This is a genomic window from Nocardiopsis valliformis DSM 45023 (assembly GCF_000340985.1).
Taxonomy (GTDB): domain Bacteria; phylum Actinomycetota; class Actinomycetes; order Streptosporangiales; family Streptosporangiaceae; genus Nocardiopsis; species Nocardiopsis exhalans.
In genome coordinates, this window is sequence record NZ_ANAZ01000021.1 from 42,147 (window position 1) to 61,322 (window position 19,176).

A 19,176-nucleotide genomic window follows, 5' to 3' on the forward strand; every position below is an offset into this window, starting at 1 on the left:
GGGGCGCCTGAGCGTCCCGCCCCCGCTCACTACCACGAGAGACCCGTTTCACACCCGCACCTACGTACCGGTTTCGGGCTATTTTTCCAAAATGTGACCATTCTGTAGTTGCTGATTGGAGTGGTTGGGTCCCCAACAGCGGGCATCATTCGTAACGTGACGGATGCAGGCGCCCGGGGGGGCGTTACCGCGCAGCGGACAGGTACGCCAGGTGCGCCCGGAGGGCGCGAAGAGGCGGACCCCGCTACGCGAGACACGGGGTTGAACCATCTGGGGTCTCTCGCCGTCCAGGGCGACGACGGGGCCATGGACTCGCTGCTGCGCGAGGTCAGACCCATGGTGGTGCGCTACTGCCGTACCCGCCTGGCCCGGGTCTCCGGGCTGGCGCACTACTCGGACGACGTGGCGCAGGAAGTGTGCATCGCCCTGCTCACGGCGATCCCCCGCTACCAGGACCGGGGCAGGCCCTTCGCCTCCTTCGTGTTCGGCATCGCCGCGCACAAGGTCGCGGACACCTTGCGCGTGGCCGGTCGGGTGGAGACGGTCCCCACCGACACCGTGCCCGAACCTCCGGACGACGGCCCAGGCCCCGAGGAGTCCGCGGTGCGCGTGATCGAGGCGCAACGGGCCAGAGAACTCCTCGACGAACTACCCGAACAGCAGCGCAGGCTGCTGGTCATGCGGGTGATCACAGGACTTACAGCAGACGAGACGGGACATCTCCTTGGTATGTCGGCAGGTGCGGTACGGGTTGCCCAGCACCGAGCTATTGCTCGGCTTCGGAAGGTGGCCCTGGCGAACCGCGTCCTCCCATAAGCACGGCCGCGGCCCCCGCCCGGGGCGCCGCTCGTGCCCGGCACGACCCCGACGCCGGGGCTACTGCCGCTATCCCGGCTGACCCCTCCGGTTGATCCGGACCGCGCCCACGCCTGTGGGAGCGGTCCCGTTCGCGTGCCTCGGAGGGGCCACCGGTCACCCCTTGATCGCTTCGTGACCGAGGTGACGGGGCGAACATCTCATTCCATCGGGCTGGCCGCCGCCGACAACCTAGGATGAGACGACACGCGGGGGCGATCCGCGCAGGTGTTGCCGGGAACAGCGGAGGTTGTGTCATGAGCCAGGACTACAGCGACTACGGGGACAAACTGCTCCCGCCGGGGCTGACCTACGACGACGTCCTGCTGGTACCGGCCTACTCGGATCTGCAGCCGGGCGAGGTGGACACCACCACCAAGCTCTCGCGCAACATCAGCCTCAGCATCCCGCTGCTCTCCGCCGCGATGGACACCGTCACCGAGGCCCGCATGGCCGTGGCGATGGCCCGCCAGGGCGGCGCCGGCGTGCTGCACCGCAACCTCTCCGCCGAGGACCAGGCGGCCCAGATCGACCTCGTGAAGCGCTCCGAGGCCGGAATGGTCACCGACCCGGTCACCTGTAAGCCCGAGGACGACCTCGCCGAGGTGGAGCGCCTGTGCGCCCACTACCGCATCTCCGGTGTCCCGGTCACCAACGCCCAGGGCTCCCTGGTCGGCATCGTCACCAACCGCGACATGCGGTTCGAGAACGACCGCTCCCGGCTCGTCCGCGACGTCATGACCACCGAGAACCTGGTCACCGCCCCCGTCGGCGTCAGCCGCGAGCAGGCCTTCGAACTGCTGCGCAGCCACAAGGTCGAGAAGCTGCCCTTGGTCGACGGCCAGAACCGCCTGCGCGGGCTGATCACCGTCAAGGACTTCATCAAGAGCGACCAGTTCCCCAACGCCACCAAGGACGCCGACGGCCGTCTCGTGGTCGGCGGCGCGGTTGGCGTGGGCACCGAGGCCGAGGAGCGCGCCAAGCAGCTCATCGACGCCGGGGTGGACTTCATCGTCGTCGACACCGCGCACGGCCACTCCGCCGGGCTCGCGGACATGGTCGCCAAGCTCAAGGCCAACTCCCGCGCGGACATCGTCGCGGGCAACGTCGCCACCCGCGCCGGGGCCCAGCTGCTCATCGACGCTGGCGCCGACGCCGTCAAGGTCGGTGTGGGCCCGGGCTCGATCTGCACCACCCGCGTCGTCGCCGGTGTGGGCGCCCCGCAGATCACGGCCATCCTCGAGGCCGGTAAGGCCTGCGGCGCCGCGGACGTCCCGCTGATCGCCGACGGCGGCCTCCAGTACTCCGGTGAGATCGCCAAGGCCATCGTGGCCGGTGCCAGCACCGTCATGCTGGGCAGCCTCCTCGCCGGTGTCGAGGAGAGCCCGGGCGACCTGATCTTCATCAACGGCAAGCAGTTCAAGGCCTACCGCGGCATGGGCTCGCTGGGTGCGATGCGCGGCCGTTCCTTCTCCAAGGACCGCTACGCCCAGGCCGACGTGTCCTCCGAGGACAAGCTGGTCCCCGAGGGCATCGAGGGTCAGGTGCCGTTCCGCGGCCCGCTCTCCGCCGTGGCCCACCAGCTGGTCGGCGGCCTGCACCAGTCCATGTGGTACGCGGGCAGCCGCACCGTGCCGGAGCTGCGCGAACGCGGCCAGCTGATGCGCATCACCAGCGCCGGTCTGCGCGAGAGCCACCCGCATGACATCAAGATGACGGTGGAAGCGCCGAACTACAACGCGCGCTGACCGCACCGCCCCACCCCGCATGATCTTGCTACCAGGGGCAAGTTCGGCGCCCAAATCGCTTCTGGTAGCAAGATCATCTCCGGGGAGGGGAGCGAAATCCTTCCGGGGCTGTGGGGCAGGGGCCTAACGCCGCCGCCGACGGCCGGACCGCGGACCGATAGACTCGCGTCCGCGGTCATGCGCCGGTCGACCGACCGGCGCCGCACGTCAGAGGGGAAGCGAAGAGTTGGCTCAGGTGGAGATCGGGCTGGGCAAGAACGGGCGTCGTGCCTACGAACTCGACGAGATCGGGATCGTGCCCGCGCGACGGACTCGCGACCCGGAGGAGGTGTCGATCGCCTGGCAGATCGATGCCTACCGGTTCGAGACGCCCCTGGTCGTCAGCCCCATGGACAGTGTTGCCTCGCCCAAGACCGTCGTCGCGGTCGGTGAGCAGGGCGGCCTCGGCGTCCTGGACCTCGAGGGTCTGTGGACCCGCTACGAGGACCCGGAGCCGCTGCTCCAGGAGATTCGCGAACTCGACAAGGTCGCCGCGACCAAGCGTCTGCAGGAGATCTACGCGGCGCCGATCCAGGAGGAGTTGATCGGCCGCCGGATCGAGGAGATCCGCGACGCTGGTCTGGTCACGGCCGCGCGGCTGTCGCCGCAGCGCACCGCCCAGTACCACAAGGCGGTCGTGGACGCCGGGGTGGACATCTTTGTCATCCGCGGCACCACGGTCTCGGCCGAGCACGTCTCCGGGCGGGCCGAGCCGCTCAACCTCAAGCAGTTCATCTACGACCTTGACGTCCCCGTCGTGGTCGGCGGCTGCGCCACCTACACCGCGGCCCTGCACCTGATGCGCACCGGTGCCGCCGGTGTGCTGGTCGGCTTCGGCGGCGGCTCCGGCCACACCACCCGCTCGGTGCTGGGTGTGGCGGTCCCGATGGCCAGCGCCATCGGCGACGTCGCCGCGGCCCGCCGCGACTACCTCGACGAGTCCGGCGGCCGCTACGTGCACGTCATCGCCGACGGCGGTATGACCGGCAGCGGTGACATCGCCAAGGCCCTGGCCTGTGGTGCCGACGCCGTCATGGTCGGATCGCCGCTGGCCCGCGCCGCTGAGGCGCCCGGTGGCGGCTACCACTGGGGCAGCGAGGCCCACCACAACGAGCTGCCGCGCGGCGAGCGGGTCGAGGTGGGAACGATCGGCGACCTGAAGTCGATCCTGCACGGCCCGGCCTCCACCAGCGACGGCTCCATGAACCTCATGGGCGCTCTGCGCCGGACCATGGCGACCTCGGGTTACACGGACCTGAAGGAGTTCCAGCGCGTCGAGGTCGTGGTGAACCCGCACCGCTAGCAGCGGATACCGCACGGAGTTGAGGGCGTCCCGGTCGGCCGGGGCGCCCTTTCCCTTGCCGGGGACCGGATTTCGTTGCCCCAGGGGGGTGCGATCGAGTGGCGACGGTGTGCGACTATGGGGCGTGTTTTGTTGTCCCGTGATCCGACGGTGACTTTCTCTTGGAGGACTGCATGGGTGACAGCGAGTCCGGTGCCCCCGGGCACCGTCGGCGTCGCCGACGCGGACCGGCGATGGCGGTCAGCCTGACCCTGGTCGTGTGTCTCCTGGTGACAGCGGGGGTCGTGGTCCTGGTCGGGCGGGTGTCCAGCGCGCTCAACAGCTGGGAGCCGCCGAGCGCCGCCGTCGTGGACCCCGGGGACGGGAGTATCGCCACCCCGCCGCACGACGAGCTCACCGGCCCGCCCGCGCAGAGCGGGGTCCAGGCCCAGGAGGGCGACAGCGAACCGGCCGAGGCCGCCGCGGGAGCGGACGAGCGCTCCCAGCCCGCCGGGGCGCTGCGGCCCAGCGACGAGTGGCTCGACGAGGTCTCCGAGAGCAGCGGTGTGCCGCGCCGGGCCCTGGAGGGCTACGCCAGCGCCCAGTTGGTGGTCGACGCGGACCAGCCCGGTTGCCAGCTGTCGTGGCCCACGCTGGCGGGTATCGGCTACGTGGAGTCCCGCCACGGCACCTACGCGGGCGGCGAGCTCGGCCCGGACGGCAACACCACCGTGGACATCATCGGCATCCCGCTGGACGGCACCAACAACACCCAGGCCATCCCGGACACCGACGGCGGAGAGCTGGACGGCGACACCGAATGGGACCGGGCGGTCGGCCCGATGCAGTTCATCCCCAGTACCTGGGAGCGGTGGGGCGACTCCCTGGAGGGCGGCACCCCGGACCCGCACAACATCGACGACGCGGCGCTCTCTGCCGCCCGTTACCTGTGCGCGAACAGCCGCGACCTGACCACGGTGCAGGACTGGGAGGCGGCGATCCTGTCGTACAACCGCTCCGGTGCCTACGTCGCCGACGTCCTGGCCTACGCGCACGCCTACGCCGACGCGTCCGCGTAACGGCCGCGATCAGGAAACATCTCCTCGACTGCCCCGGTTGCCCTGGAACGGCACCGGGGCACGGTCGTACCGTATGCTGCTCGATCGCCGCATACCGGTCAGCATCCGAGTGAAGACGTTCTCCGTGCCGGGCCTGCCCGGCCGGGGCAGCACTGTGCTCGGTGTCGAAGGGGTTGCTCCGACAACGGGAGCAGCCCCTTCGGCCGCAACTCCGGATCTGGAACGCCTCCAGTGGACGGAGGCACCGGGGCGAGTGCAGTGCGGCTGAGGGTGCTGATGATTCCGTGTCTGCCTGCACACAGAGCGTTTTGCCATTCGGGAACAAGATGTAGTCCGAGTAACAAACCATCACGAATCGCCCATAATTTATGTTGTTGTATTGTTGCCAAGGATCTGTTTAGCCCGAGGTCAAAGCCCCTCTGAGGGCTCTCGGGAGCCTTGTTGAACTGGGGATATGCAGGTTGCCTCAAGTCGCGTCCCGTGGATAGCGTCGCTTCTCCCCGACACACCGAGCCCAGCTTGCTGGGTACGGCGCATCCCCGAAACGCGAACAGGTCCACCCATGCGTCACCCCTTGACCCGTGCGACGACGATCGTGACTGCCAGTGCCCTGGCCCTGTCGCTACTCGCTGCTCCCCCTGTGGCCGCTGAGCCCGATCTGCCAGATCCCGCCAGCTCCGAGGAGCAACAGGAGCTGGACGCTCTGGCTTTGGCGGAGCAGACCGGTGAGCCGGTGGAGATCCCCGGGCTCACGGATGAGAAGACCCAGCACTTCGCCCACCCCGACGGGTCCCTGACCGCGGAGATCTCCGCGATCCCGGCCCGGGTGCGCTCCGAGGGCGGTTGGGTGGATGTGGACACCACCCTGGTCCAGACAGAGGACGGGCTGGTGCGGCCCAAGGCGGCGAGCATGGACATCGCCTTCTCCGGCGGTGGCGATGACGCGATGGCCCATATCGGGATCGGCTCCAACAGCGTCGCCCTGGGCTGGGTGAACGACCTCCCCGAACCCGTGCTCGATGGCAATCAGGCCACCTATACCGACGTGCTGCCGGACGTGGATCTGGTCCTGACCGCCGGAGCCGAGGGCTTCACCCAGGTCCTGGTCGTACACACCCCAGAGGCAGCCCAGCACTCCGAGCTGGCCGAACTCGACCTGTCACTGTCCACCAACGGCGTGACCATGACCGCCGACGAGCACGGCAACCTCGACGCGACCGGCGACGCAGGCGGCCAGAGCGTCTTCTCCGCTCCGGCCCCGCTGATGTGGGACTCCTCCGGAGACGAAGAAACGGACCCCCTGGTGTCGGCCCCGGCCGGAGCACGGGCCCAACAGATGGAGACCTCGGTGGAGGTGGACCGGCTCCGGCTGGTACCCGACCAGGACATGCTCTCCGACGAAGCCACCCAATATCCGGTCCACATCGACCCCTCGGTGAGCGCGAGCCGCCCCAACTGGGCCTACGTCGACGCCACCTATCCGAACGCCGCCAACTTCAACCCCTCGACCTCTGCTGGGGTGGGCTACTACTCCGGGCCGGAGGGGACCTTCACCCGGCGCTCGTTCTTCCAGTTCACGGTGATGGCCCGCACCAACCACTCGAACACCATCATCAACTCCGCGACGTTGCGCACCGAGGTGGACTGGGCCTACACCTGCGGTAGCACCGCGCACATCGAGTTGCAGCGGGTGTCGGCGTTCAACCGCAACACCACCTGGAACAACCAGCCCGCCACCCGGGGCGGGGTGTTGGACACCCAGAACGTCACCGACGGCTGGGCGGCCTGCCCTTCCGAGCGGGGGACGGAGTTCGACGCCACCGCCGCCTACAAGTGGGGGGTGGACAACAACGCCTCCCACATCTACCTGCGCTTGAAGGGGAGCAACGAAACCAGCAGCAGCGCCTGGCGCCGCTTCGACACCAGCGACAACCCGCCGGTGCTGGTGGTGGACTACAACCACCCGCCCGAGCGGCCGGTGACCTCGACCATCTCGGACTCGCTGGGCGGGGCGTGCCAGACCGACCGCACCCAGCCCCGTCTGATCAACGACACCACGGTCAGGTTCAACGCCCAGATCCGGGACCGGGACTCCTACTGGGTGGGCCAGCAGGTCAAGTCCCAGTTCGAGTGGAAGCTCACCGGGGTGGACGAACGTTTGGGAACCGCCGACTCGGCCTATGTGACCGTGGGCAAGTGGTCGGGCGGCTCCTACCGGCCGGTCACCGCCAGAGATCTACCGGAGCGGGAGTTGATCGCCTACCGGGTGCGCGGCCATGACCGCTCCCACTGGGGCCCGTGGTCCTCCTGGTGCTTCATCGAGGTCGACACCACCAAACCCGACTCCGGCCCCGAGGTGACCTCGACCGATTACCCGGCCGGGGACACCGCCCACGGGTCGGCGGGGCGTTCGGGTGAGTTCACCTTCGCCAACAACGGCGTCGAGCAGGCCACCAGTTACCACTACAGCGTCAACGACGCGACCTGCGCCACCGAGATCGAACTCGATTCACCGGGAGCGTCGGTGACGGTGCCCATCACCCCGACCCGGGATGGGCCGAACCTGATCCACGCCCGCATCACCGACGGCTTCGGTAACTCCTCCGAATGCGGTTTGGTGTACACCTTCACCGTCGCCCCACCGGCCGACCCGGTCTCCTACTTCCCGCTGGACGAAGGCCAAGGCACCACCGCCACCGACGTGATGGAGGCGGGTCGCACCGCGACCGCCTCGGGAGGCATCGGCTGGACCCGCGGCCGGGTCGGCCACCCCAACGCGGACTCCTACCGGTTGGAGGGCACCGCCGTGGATCTCGGCGGTGACAGCCTGTTGAGCACCGCTGATCCGGTCATCGACACCACCGGCTCGTTCGCGCTCTCGGCCTGGGTGTACCTGGACGAGATCCCCGAAGGCAACGCCACCGCCGTTTCCCAGACCGGTGAGTTCCAGTCCGGCTTCCACCTGGGCTACCAGGGGCACAGCACCCAGGCATGGACCTTCAAGATGGCCCCGCACGACGACGGACCCACCTCCGGTGCGTCCGGGTGGACCTACGCCAACGCCAGCGATCCGGTCGAACTCGGGGTGTGGACCCACCTGCTGGGCACCTACAGCCCCGACACCGGCGAGCTCGCCCTGTACGTCGACGGGGTCGAACAGTCCCGGGTCCAGCACCCCACGGCATGGAACGCCGAGGGCGGCCTGGTCATCGGCGGCGGACAGCACCAGGGAAACCTGGCCTACCACTGGCCCGGCGGTATCGACGACGTGCGCGTGTGGGACCGCTCGGTCCTGGACGATGCGGTGTACGAGGACGGCGAAGAGCACCCCGAGGTGTGGGAGCTGGCCAACCGTCCCGCCGCGCTGGAAGGGCGTTGGAAGCTGGACGAGACCGAGGGAACAGTCGCAGCCGATGCCTCCGACCACGGGTTGGACGCCACGCTGGAGGCCGACCCGCTCACCGCGTGGAACCAGGCCATGAACGATGTCACCTTCGCTCCCGGCGTCAGCCTGGACATGGACCACAAGGAACACCTGCACACCGATGGTCCCGCGGTGCGCACGGACCGCAGCTACAGCGTGGCGGCCTGGGTGCGGTTGGACGAGGTCGGTCATAACGCGGCCGCGGTGGCCCAGAACGGCACCGACCACAGTGCGTTCTATCTCAGCTACCAGTACACCTTCGACTGGGACAACTGGGTGATGAAGCTGCCGCCCGAAGACCGGACCGGGGCCACTGGCTGGCACCGTTCCCTGTCCGAGCAGGCACCCGAGTTCGGCCGGTGGACGCACCTTGCGGCCACCTACGACCACACCCGGCGTGAGGCCACGCTGTATGTGGACGGGACGGCCCAAGAACCGGTGGCGGTGCCTGACGCCTGGCACGCGAACGGACCGGTGGTGATCGGCGGTTCCCAGTTCGAGTCGAACTTCAACGGCCAGTGGGCCGGTGACATCAGCGACGTCCACCTGTATCAGGGCGTGCTGACCGAGGCCGATATCAGCGACGTCATGTTGGGATACCTGCCCATGTCCTGACGCCTCACCAACCTTCGCTGTTCCCTGAGCCCTTTTGATCTGCCCGGCAGGAGTACATCTGCCGGTCGGGAGGAATCCCCTGTGTCTGACATCCCCCAGACCCCCTCGCCCCGCCGTGGCCGCAAGCCCCTCGTCTCCTTCGTTTCGCTGGTGCTGGTGACCGGGCTGGTCTCGGCGCTTCCCGCCTCCGCTCTGGGCTACAACACCCGCCCGGACGTGGATCTGGGCGAGTCGGTGGATGGAAACCCGGCATCGGCCCCGACGATCGAGGCCGATGCCGCTGTGGCCGAGGCCGCGGTGACCGCACTGGACCAGGCCGACTGGCCCGAGCCCGCCAGCGTGGTCCTCGACGGGACCGAGCTGGCACCCCGGGCCCTCAGCGGCAGCGCTGAGGAAGAGCCGGTGCGGGTGGAAGGCGTGGAGACCGAGGAGTTCGAGGCTTGGGTCTCCCCGTTGCCGGAGGAGAACGACGAGGCAACAGAGCCTGAAGTGGCTGGGGACGAGCAGGGCCAGGGGACAACCAGCGAGCGCCGGGTCCCGGCCGAGCCCCGGGCCGAAGAGGCAGACGAAGAGCCCGGAAGCCCCGAGGGCGAGGTCACGGAGGAGCCTGCCGACACCGAGGCGGAGATTCCCGAGGCCGAGCCGCAGAGTCCGGAGCCCGCGCAGGACAGTGAAACCGAAGCGGCCGAGGACACTGGCCTTGAGGATGTCCCCGAGGAAGAGGAAGAGAGGGAGCCCGCCGGGCCGGTGGCCTCTGCTGAGGTGGAGGTGTTGGACCGGGCCGAGGCCGCCGAGCTGGGGCTGTCCGGTCTGGCGTTGCGCGCCACACGCACCGACGGCGAGGACGAAGCCGGTCCGGTGCGGGTGGAGGTGGACTACTCCGGTTTCGCCTCCGCCTACGGCGCCGACTACGGGTCCCGGCTGGGTCTGGTCGCGCTCACCGAGCACCAGGACCAGCCCGGCCGCTGGTCCACCCACGAGCTGGAGGCGGACAACGACGCCACCGCTCAAACGTTGACCGCCCTGGCCCCCGCCACCGGTGGTGGAGTCATGTTGGCCGCGGTGGCCTCGGGTGAGGGCGAGGAGGGGACTGGGGACTACTCGGCCACCCCGCTCAGTCCTTCCTCCACCTGGAACGTGGGTATCCAGTCCGGGGGGTTCTCCTGGAACTACCCGATCCAGACACCCAACGTGGCCGGTGGCCTGGCCCCCGAGATCAGCCTGGGCTATTCCTCCCAGTCGGTGGACGGGCGCACCTCGGGCACCAACAACCAGACCTCCTGGATCGGTGAAGGCTTCGACTACCACCCCGGCTACATCGAACGCCGCTACCAGACCTGCCAGGAAGACGGCGACGACACCGAGATCCCCGACCAGTGCTGGTCCCACCACAACGCCACCCTGAACCTGGGCGGCCGGGCCACCGAACTGGTCTACGACGACGGTGAGTGGACCCCCAAGAGCGACGACGGCTCCAAGATCGAACGCCTGACCGGAGCCACCAACGGCGACAACGACGGTGAGCACTGGAAGGTCACTACCACCGACGGCACCCAGTACCACTTCGGCCTCAACCAGCTGCCCGGCCACTCCTCGGGGGATGAGACCACCAACTCGGCCTGGACCGTCCCGGTCTTCGGCAACGACCCGGGCGAACCCTGCTACGACTCCGACCTGGATGATGCCTGGTGTGACCAGGCCTGGCGCTGGAACCTGGACTACGTGGTGGATGTGCAGGGCAACGCCCTGGCCCACTACTACCAGGCCGAGACCAACCACTACGGCCTCAACTTCGACTCCGACCCGGTCGCCTACGACCGCGGCGGCTACCTGAAGCGCACCGCCTACGGCCTACGCAAGGACGATATGCAGGCCACCGCACCGGCCCAGGTGCTCTACACCGTGGGCGAGCGCTGCGTGGACGAAGACTTCGGGTGTGCTGAGGATGATCGGGACGAGGACAACGCCGAGTACTGGCCCGACACCCCTCTGGACCAGGACTGCGAGAAGGACTGCGCCGGGCAGCACTCTCCGACGTTCTGGACCACCAAGAAGCTGAACAAGGTCACCACCCAGCTCCATGACGGCGAGAAGTACACCACCGTCGATTCCTGGGAGCTGGAACACTCCTTCCCCGCCCCGGGGGATGGCACTGACCCCGCCCTGTGGTTGGACTCCATCACCCACACCGGCCACACCGGCGGCGACTCCGAGACCAAACCGGCCATCACCTTCGCCGGCACCCCGATGCCCAACCGCATCGACTCCACCACCGACGGCCTGGCGCCGATGAACAAATGGCGCATCACCGCCGTCTACACCGAGACCGGCGCCCAGGTGGACGTGTCCTACGCCGACCCCGACTGTGAGGAAGGCAAGGAACCCGAGGCGCACGAGAACACCCAGCGGTGTTACCCGGTGGTGCGCTCCCACCAACCGGGGGCTGAGGACATCACCGACTGGTTCGCCAAGTACGTGGTCACCGACCTGGTCGAGGTCGACCTGGTCGGCGGAGCCCCGGACGTGATCACCAGCTACGACTACGTCGGAGACCCGGCCTGGGCATACATGGACGACGACGGATTCGTGGACGAGGACAAACGCACCTGGTCGCAGTGGCGCGGCTTCGACCGGGTGATCGAACGCTCCGGCCACCCGGACGAGACCCGCACCGAGATCGAGCACCTGTTCTACCAGGGCATGCACGGCGACCACCAACCCTCCGGGACCCGTACCGCCAAGGTGGTCGACTCCACCGGCACCAGCGTCAACGACGACCCGGTCTTCAACGGCCAGACCCGCGAGACCATCGTCCGCGACGGCGTGGACGGGGACGTGGTCTCCAAGACCATCACCACCCCGTGGAAGAAGCGCACCGCCTCCACCTCCCACGACTGGGACTTGGAAGCCCACCTGACCAACACCGAACAGGTGGATGCCTACACTGCCCTGGCCGATGGGTCCTTCCGGCAGACCCGCACGGTCAACACCTTCGACGACTACGGCATGGTCACCTCGGTCCACGACCACGGCGACGTGGACGACGAGGGTGACGATTGGTGCACCAGGACCACCTACGCCCGCAACACCGGGCTGCACCTGCTCAACCCCATCGCACGCACTCAGACCGTGACCGCGGCCTGTGGGCAGGACGCCTCCTACCCCGACGACGTGGTCAAGGACGAGCGCACCCTCTTTGACGGCGGCGATTTCGGGGAAACACCCACCCAGGCCCGCCCCACCGAAACCCAGCGGGTGGCCGACTACGACGACGGCCAACCGGTCTACCAGACCATCAGCGAAACCACCTTCGATCAGTTCGGACGCGCCCTTGAGGTGACCGATGCCGAGGGCAACACCACCACGACCGCATATACCTCCGCTGTCACCGGTGGCTCCAACACCAAGGTGGAGACCACCAACGCCCTGGGGCACACCAGCACGGTCGAGTACGACGAGCGCTCCCAGCCGGTGGCCGAAACCGATGCCAACGGCAACCGCACCGAGTTGGCCTACGACCCGCTGGGCCGCATGACTGACGTGTGGCTGGCCGACCGTCCCCGCGACCGCGGCTTCTCCCCCTCGATGCGGTTCGAATACGCCCTGTCCAAGGACGAACCCACCGTCGTCACCACGCACACGCTGAACGCCTCCGGTGGTTACACCACCAGTCACCAGATCCTGGACGGGCTGCTCCGCGAACGCCAGAGCCAAGCCCCTGCCCCGGGTGGCGGCCGGGTGCTGACTGATGTGTTCTATGACAGCCGGGGTAACACCATCATCTCCCGCGAGCCCTACTTCAACGAGGACGAGCCGGGCGGGGAGCTGTTCGTGGTGGCCAACCACGACGAGATCCCCCGCTGGAGTCGCACCGTCTATGACGGGGCTGGTCGGACCACCGACAAAGTCCAGATGTCACGCGGGGTGGAGCAGTTCCGCACCACCACCGAGCACCAGGGCGACCGCACTCTGGTGAGCGAACCCGAAGGCGGCACCGGCACCACCGCCCTCACCGACGCGCGCGGTAACACCGTGGAGCTGCGTAAACACTACGGTCCCGCAGCGGAGGGTGAGTTCGACTCGACCTTCTACACCTACACCGCCCGTGCCGAACTGCAAACGGTCACCGATCCGGGCGGTAACACCTGGACCTACGACTACGACCTGCGCGGCCGCAAGGTCTCTGAGACTGACCCGGACACCGGGGTGAGCCATCTGGGCTATGACGACATGGACCGCCTGGTGCAGACCACCGACGCCCGCGGTGAAACCCTGGTCACCGGCTATGACGAGCTGGGCCGCCAGAGTGAGCTGCGTGACGGCGACGGAAACCTGCGGGCCGAGTGGACCTTCGACACCGTGGCCATCGGCCAGCCCACAGCTTCAACCCGGTATGAGGACGGGCAGGCCTACACCACCCGGGTGATGGGCTATGACCCGGTCAACCGGCCCCGCGCCCACCAGATCACCATTCCCTCCAGGGAGGGCGAGCTCGCGGGCAACTACCTGTTCCGCACCACCTACTACCCCGACGGCAGCGTCCGGGCCACGGACATGCCCGCCGCCGGGGCGTTGCGCGCTGAACCGGTCACCTACGGCTATGACGAGTTGGGCAACCCCACCACACTCTCGGGTGGTGACCACATCGTCACAGAGACCGTCTACTCCAAGGTCGGCAACCTGGTCCAACGCGAGTTCCACCGCGGGGTGTTGGGTGCCAACCGCACCTGGCAGAGCTTCGACTTTGATGAGAAGACCAACCGGCTGGCCTACGCCAGCGTCGTCCCCCAAGCTGGTGAGGGGTCGCTCTCGACCCAGACCTACGGCTACGACGACCGCGGCAACCTGCTCTCGATCAACGACGAACCCACCGACACCGAGCGCGTGTCGGATGTGCAGTGCTTCGACTACGACCACCTGCGCCGCCTGACCCAGGTCTGGACCCCCGATGCCACCGGCGAACAGGCCTGTGCGAATGAGCCGCAGGTGAGCGAGCTAGGAGGGGCGGCCCCGTACTGGCACGAGTTCACCTACGACGAGGTCGGCAACCGCCTTCAAGAGGTCCAGCACGGGCCGGGCGGCGGCATCACCCGTGACTACACCACCCCCGACGAAGGCCAGGGACCGGCCCACGCAGTCACCCAGGTAAACGAAACCGGGAGCACGGGCAACAGTGTCCACTCCTACGACTACGACCAGGCCGGGAACATGGTCTCGCGGAACAGCGGTGAGCATGACCAGAGCCTGGAGTGGGGTCCTGAAGGCGAGCTGACCAAGGTCACAGGTGGTCTGTCTACGACCGAGTACGTCTACGACGCCGACGGCGAACGCCTGCTGCGCCGCACGAACGGGGCCACTACCCTGTACCTGCCGGGGATGGAGGTGACCTGGGACCCGGCCGAGGGTACCGAGGAAGCCACTCGGTACTTCACTCACGCGGGTGAGACCGTGGCGGTGCGTGAGAACGACGGCCGCCTGCACTGGATGACTTCTGATCATCACGGCACCGGTCAGCTGAGTATCGCCGCGACCGGTGACGAGGTTTCTCAGCGTCGGATGACGGTGTTCGGTCAGGACCGAGGAACCACGGGTACCTGGCCGGGGGAGCGCGGGTTCGTGGACGGGATGATCGATGCGTCCACCGGGCTGACCCAGCTGGGAGCCCGCGCCTACGAGGCGGATCTGGGCCGGTTCATTTCGGTCGATCCGCTGATGGATCTGGTTGATGCCCAGTCCATGAACGGGTATGCCTACGCGAACAACAGTCCTGCCACTTACTGGGACGGGTCTGGCTTGTCGGCTTGTATCCCTGCTGAGGGTGCCTGTATGGAGGTCGGGGGAAACACCACGGTATATTCGCGTGAGTCTACCTATGGCGGAGGCAGCAATCTCACGAAGAGAACGTATAATTTCGCTTATTCCAGTCGGCCGATCTCCACGAGTCATACGTACATCGACGGGTCGACGAACCAGACTTTCCGTTGGTCGAGTTCATCACCTGGGTGGTCTGCGACCACGACCCCGACGACGTTCACCCCGTACACTCCACCTCCAGTGAAGAGCGAGGCAGAAAAGGCTCTGGAGGGTGCTGTCTTCGAGACTCAGGGAACTGCTTCCAATCCCCTGAATGACGCTTGGAACTGGACCAAGGACAATTGGGGGACCATTTCAGAAGTTGCTGGCTGGGTTGGGCTCGGTGCTTGTGTAGTTGTTTCCGCTGGTGCATGCCTGGCGATCGGAGGGGGCATTCTGGCCGCGAATATTTTTATGGACTATACAGTTAATGGATCCATTAACTGGAAGGAGCACGGATGGAGTGCCTTGATGATGGGCATGGGTGGGGGCGTTGCTTTGGGGGTCGGACGTCTGGCCTCCGGGACGTGGAGGTCTGCTCTGGGTGCTATGCGATCGAACCCCACGGTTCGATCCGGGGCTCAGAAGTGGGATTACAATCCCAGATCAGGAAATCCTCAGCGCAAAAAGGGTATCTTTCAGGGTTGGGACATGAAGGCAGGCCCGGTGGATTGGGGGGCTTCGTCGGCAAACTATGCAATTAATTTTGCTAGTGGCGCCACGTTTGGTGGCCCCAAGCCGTATGGAAACCCATTTAAGGAAGGGTAATTTTGTCTGGACCTAGAGAGGTTTTTCGGGCTACTGGGATCGTGGTTTTTGGGATGATCCTGATATCGGCCCTGTGGACTCTATTTGCGCTGGCGGTGATCGGCGAGGGGTTTGGCCTTTCTGGCGTCCTGGTCGCGTCCAACATTTTCTCCCTTTTTCTCTGGTTTGAGTTGAAAATAGTTTTTTGGAGAAATATTTCAATTGAGGGTGGAGTTCTTGTTGTTCGAGGTTACCTGACAAAGACTGTGGTTCCGATTTCCGGGGTTAGTGACGTTTATGTCAGTGGTGGGGCAATGCTGGTTTCTCTTGAGGATGGGAGTGTGGTAAATGTCCCTGCCTTTGAGGGGTCCCTGCTTTCCGCGATCTTTGGGAGTCCCAGTGCTTTTCGTGCAGCAAAAAGGATAAATGAGCATCTCGAGACTTGGGGGGAAGGGAGGGAGTGTGGCGAGGATAAAAAAAATTCTTCACTGCATTTAAATTTGCTCCCAGTTCCACTTATTTGGGTGTCATCATTTATGAGTTTCTGGATATTGAGTGGTTTTGTTTTCCCTTAATGCTCCAGTTGTAGATCCGGTTTGCCCTGCTCAGAGGTCATTTGGCCGGACCGGAGAGATTGACCCCGTTGATCTGGTCGTTTCCCGGGCACACCAACGGCCACCGCCCGATCATCGATGGTTGTGAAGACAACAAATCCCGAGGCGGTGGCCGCGGCCACCAGCGTAGCGGCCCAACGCTGGCCCCCGCTGAACGAGACGATCTCCACCGTCGCCGATCCCCACCTGCGCCGCCTGACCCAGGTCTGGACCCCCGGGACGATTGGCGAGGAAGCCTGTGCGAATGAGCCGCAGGTGAGCGAGCTAGGAGGGGCGGCCCCGTACTGGCACGAGTTCACCTACGACGAGGTCGGCAACCGCCTTCAAGAGGTCCAGCACGGCCCAGGCGGAGGGATCACCCGCGACTACACCACCCCCGATGAAGGCCAGGGCCCGGCGCACGCTGTCACCCAGGTAGCCGAGTCCGGGAGCACGGGCAACAGTGTCCACTCCTACGACTACGACCAGGCCGGGAACATGGTCTCGCGGAACAGCGGCGAGCATGACCAGAGCCTGGAGTGGGGTCCTGAAGGCGAGCTGACCAAGGTCACGGGTGGTTTGTCCACGACCGAGTACGTCTACGACGCCGACGGCGAACGCCTGCTGCGCCGCACCAACGGGGCCACCACCCTGTACCTGCCGGGCATGGAGGTCACCTGGGACCCGGCCGCAGGCACCGAGGAAGCCACCCGCTACTTCACCCACGCCGGTGAGACCGTGGCGGTGCGTGAGAACGACGGCCGCCTGCACTGGATCACCTCCGACCACCACGGCACCGGCGAGATGACCATCGCTGCTATCGGTGATGAGGTGGTCCAACGCCGGATGACGGTCTTCGGCCAGGACCGCGGTACCACCGGCACCTGGCCAGGCGAGCGCGGGTTCGTCGATGGCATGATCGACGCCTCCACCGGGCTGACCCAACTCGGAGCGCGGGCCTATGAGGCGGACCTCGGCAGGTTCATCTCGGTCGACCCGCTGATGGACCTGATCGACGCCCAGTCCATGAACGGGTATGCCTATGCTAACAACAGCCCTGCCACTTACTGGGACGGGTCTGGCTTGTCGGCTTGTATCCCTGCTGAGGGTGCCTGTATGGAGGGCGGGGGAAACACCACGGTATATTCGCGTGAGTCTACCTATGGCGGAGGTAGCAATCTCACGAAGAGAACGTATAATTTCGCTTATTCCAGTCGGCTGATCTCCACGAGTCATACGTACATCGACGGGTCGACGAACCAGACTTTCCGTTGGTCGAGTTCGTCACCTGTGTGGTCTGCGACCACCACCCCGACGACGTTCACCCCGTACACTCCATACACTCCACCTCCAGTGAAGAGCGAGTCAGAAAAGGCTCTGGAGGGTGCTGTTTACGAGGCTCAGGGAACGGCGTCCAGCCCCCTGGGTGATGCCTGGGATAGTGCCACCTCCTGGGCCTATGAAAACAGGTCAAAAATTAAGGACGTGGCTACTCTGGTTGGATTTGGGCTTTGCGTGTTCGCATCCGCTGGAGCCTGCCTTGCTGGTGGACTCGCTTTGTGGCTTGGTGGCGTCGGATGGGATCTCTATAAGAATAGAGACGATCTGAGTAATGTGAATGCCGGTCAACATGCCATGGATTTCGGGTTGCTGGCTGTGGGGGGTGTTGGTGCCCGGGTTCTGGCGGGGAGCGGGAGAAGGTTTATGAGGGATACCGGATTTTCTAGGGTTAGTCGGTACCAGAAACCTGCCTCGGGGCAAGTTGTGGGTGGTGCGGATCTCAAGAGTTCAATCATGGTCTACGGAATTAATGCGGGGCAGTGGATGGCTGCTCAGGGCACTAGCCTCACTGTCAAAGACGAATGGTCAAAATGATGATGAGATGTGGGATAGGGGCATGGGGGTAATGAAGAACTGGTGGACGGCGACCTTTGGATTGGCGGTGTCCGTCCCATTTGTGATTCTTTGGCTGGTTTGGAGTCTAGAAAGATCCATGGATTCAGCGAATTCAGGGATATGGGAAATTTATTTCATATCATTTTTCTTCCCATTTGGCGTCTGGATTATACTTAAATTCACCTACTTTCCCAAGGTTGAACTGGCTCCTGGGAAGGTGGTTGTAAAGAACGTTCTCGCGGCCTACGAGATCCCTGTTGCTTCGGTTCGCGCTGTTCGTTGGGACGATGGGCTGGCTCTGTATCTCAACGATGGCAAACGAGTATATTCTTTTGGGTTTGGTGGATCGTTGCTCGCGGAAATTTTCGCGAAATCAGCAAACCTCGATCGTGTTCGCAAAATAAAAACCCATGTCCTGGCGGAGGCTGATGGAGGCGAGAATGGGAATCCTCTTCGTTTGTTGCGCCGAAGTTACTTGAATCTGTCGTTCTTTCTGATGTTTGTTATTTTGTCTTTTGTGTTGAATATTTCAGTCGAGCTTTTGGTGCAGGGATAATCGTAAACGGCCCGGTGCGGCAGTCGTACTTCGTTAGTTGAGCTGCGGATACGGATGCTGAAACGGACGCGCGATACGGGAGCGCTGGTAGTACCAGCGGGCTCGGGTCCGATGGCGGTCACGCCAGTTCTGCCAGCCGACCGTGTGCTTGAGAGTGGGCTGGTGCGGGTGCAGAGCACCCAACAGGTTCTTGACCGCGGCGACGGCCAACCCCACATGCCTCGGGTCGATGGGAGGTACATCGTCAGGGCCCGTTGGAGGCGGCGCCTGGGTATCGGTGCGGGGCCGGGCACGGGCGGCCGCCATCGCGCACACCGCCAAGGCGACCATGACCAGCACGGTGTGGCGGCGCACCGCCTCGTACAACCGGACCTGGGACTGATCCAGGCCGAACAGGTCCTTACCGAACTCGAAGTCCTCCCCCACCGGCAACTGCCTGCAGGAGGTTCAGCACGAACCGGGCGGCGGCATCACCCGCGACTACACCAC

At 65.6% G+C, this 19,176-nt stretch carries 9 protein-coding genes and 1 pseudogene; 9 read left to right on the top strand and 1 reads right to left on the bottom strand.

The genetic code is table 11. From position 1 onward, the window contains the following. The first annotated feature begins 156 nt into the window (after positions 1 to 156). The 9 genes from shbA (at position 157) to D457_RS35870 (ending at position 18,687) form a co-directional block, all read left to right on the top strand. Positions 157 to 816, top strand: a complete 660-nt coding sequence (gene shbA, locus D457_RS0120315; protein ID WP_083926815.1) for an RNA polymerase sigma factor ShbA — start codon at positions 157 to 159, stop codon at positions 814 to 816. A gap of 296 nt (positions 817 to 1,112) precedes the next feature. Further along, entirely contained in the window at positions 1,113 to 2,603 is a 1,491-nt protein-coding gene (gene guaB, locus D457_RS0120320; RefSeq protein WP_017582510.1) for an IMP dehydrogenase, read from the top strand. A gap of 235 nt (positions 2,604 to 2,838) precedes the next feature. After that, a complete protein-coding gene (locus D457_RS0120325) occupies positions 2,839 to 3,945 on the top strand; it encodes a GuaB3 family IMP dehydrogenase-related protein (RefSeq protein ID WP_017582511.1) in 1,107 nt (368 codons plus the stop codon). 173 nt (positions 3,946 to 4,118) lie between these two features. Next, positions 4,119 to 5,003: a lytic transglycosylase domain-containing protein gene (locus D457_RS0120330; RefSeq protein WP_017582512.1), complete on the top strand. Its 885-nt coding sequence runs from the start codon at positions 4,119 to 4,121 to the stop codon at positions 5,001 to 5,003. Between the two features lie 562 nt (positions 5,004 to 5,565). Next, on the top strand, positions 5,566 to 9,042 hold the full coding sequence (locus D457_RS0120335) for a LamG-like jellyroll fold domain-containing protein (protein WP_026116843.1): 3,477 nt from the start codon (positions 5,566 to 5,568) through the stop codon (positions 9,040 to 9,042). Positions 9,043 to 9,123: 81 nt separating this feature from the next. Next, on the top strand, positions 9,124 to 15,663 hold the full coding sequence (locus tag D457_RS33015; protein WP_239646167.1) for an RHS repeat-associated core domain-containing protein: 6,540 nt from the start codon (positions 9,124 to 9,126) through the stop codon (positions 15,661 to 15,663). A 41-nt stretch (positions 15,664 to 15,704) separates the two neighbouring features. Further along, positions 15,705 to 16,217, top strand: a complete 513-nt coding sequence (locus tag D457_RS35860) for a hypothetical protein (protein WP_160167412.1) — start codon at positions 15,705 to 15,707, stop codon at positions 16,215 to 16,217. 123 nt (positions 16,218 to 16,340) lie between these two features. Further along, positions 16,341 to 18,110, top strand: a complete 1,770-nt coding sequence (locus tag D457_RS37175; protein ID WP_239646168.1) for an RHS repeat domain-containing protein — start codon at positions 16,341 to 16,343, stop codon at positions 18,108 to 18,110. Between the two features lie 31 nt (positions 18,111 to 18,141). Continuing rightward, a complete protein-coding gene (locus D457_RS35870) occupies positions 18,142 to 18,687 on the top strand; it encodes a hypothetical protein (protein ID WP_152514302.1) in 546 nt (181 codons plus the stop codon). 33 nt (positions 18,688 to 18,720) lie between these two features. Here D457_RS35870 and D457_RS0120350 read toward each other — a convergent pair. Next, a pseudogene (locus tag D457_RS0120350) lies at positions 18,721 to 19,116 on the bottom strand (IS701 family transposase); the annotation flags it as partial. Between the last annotated feature and the right edge of the window lie 60 nt (positions 19,117 to 19,176).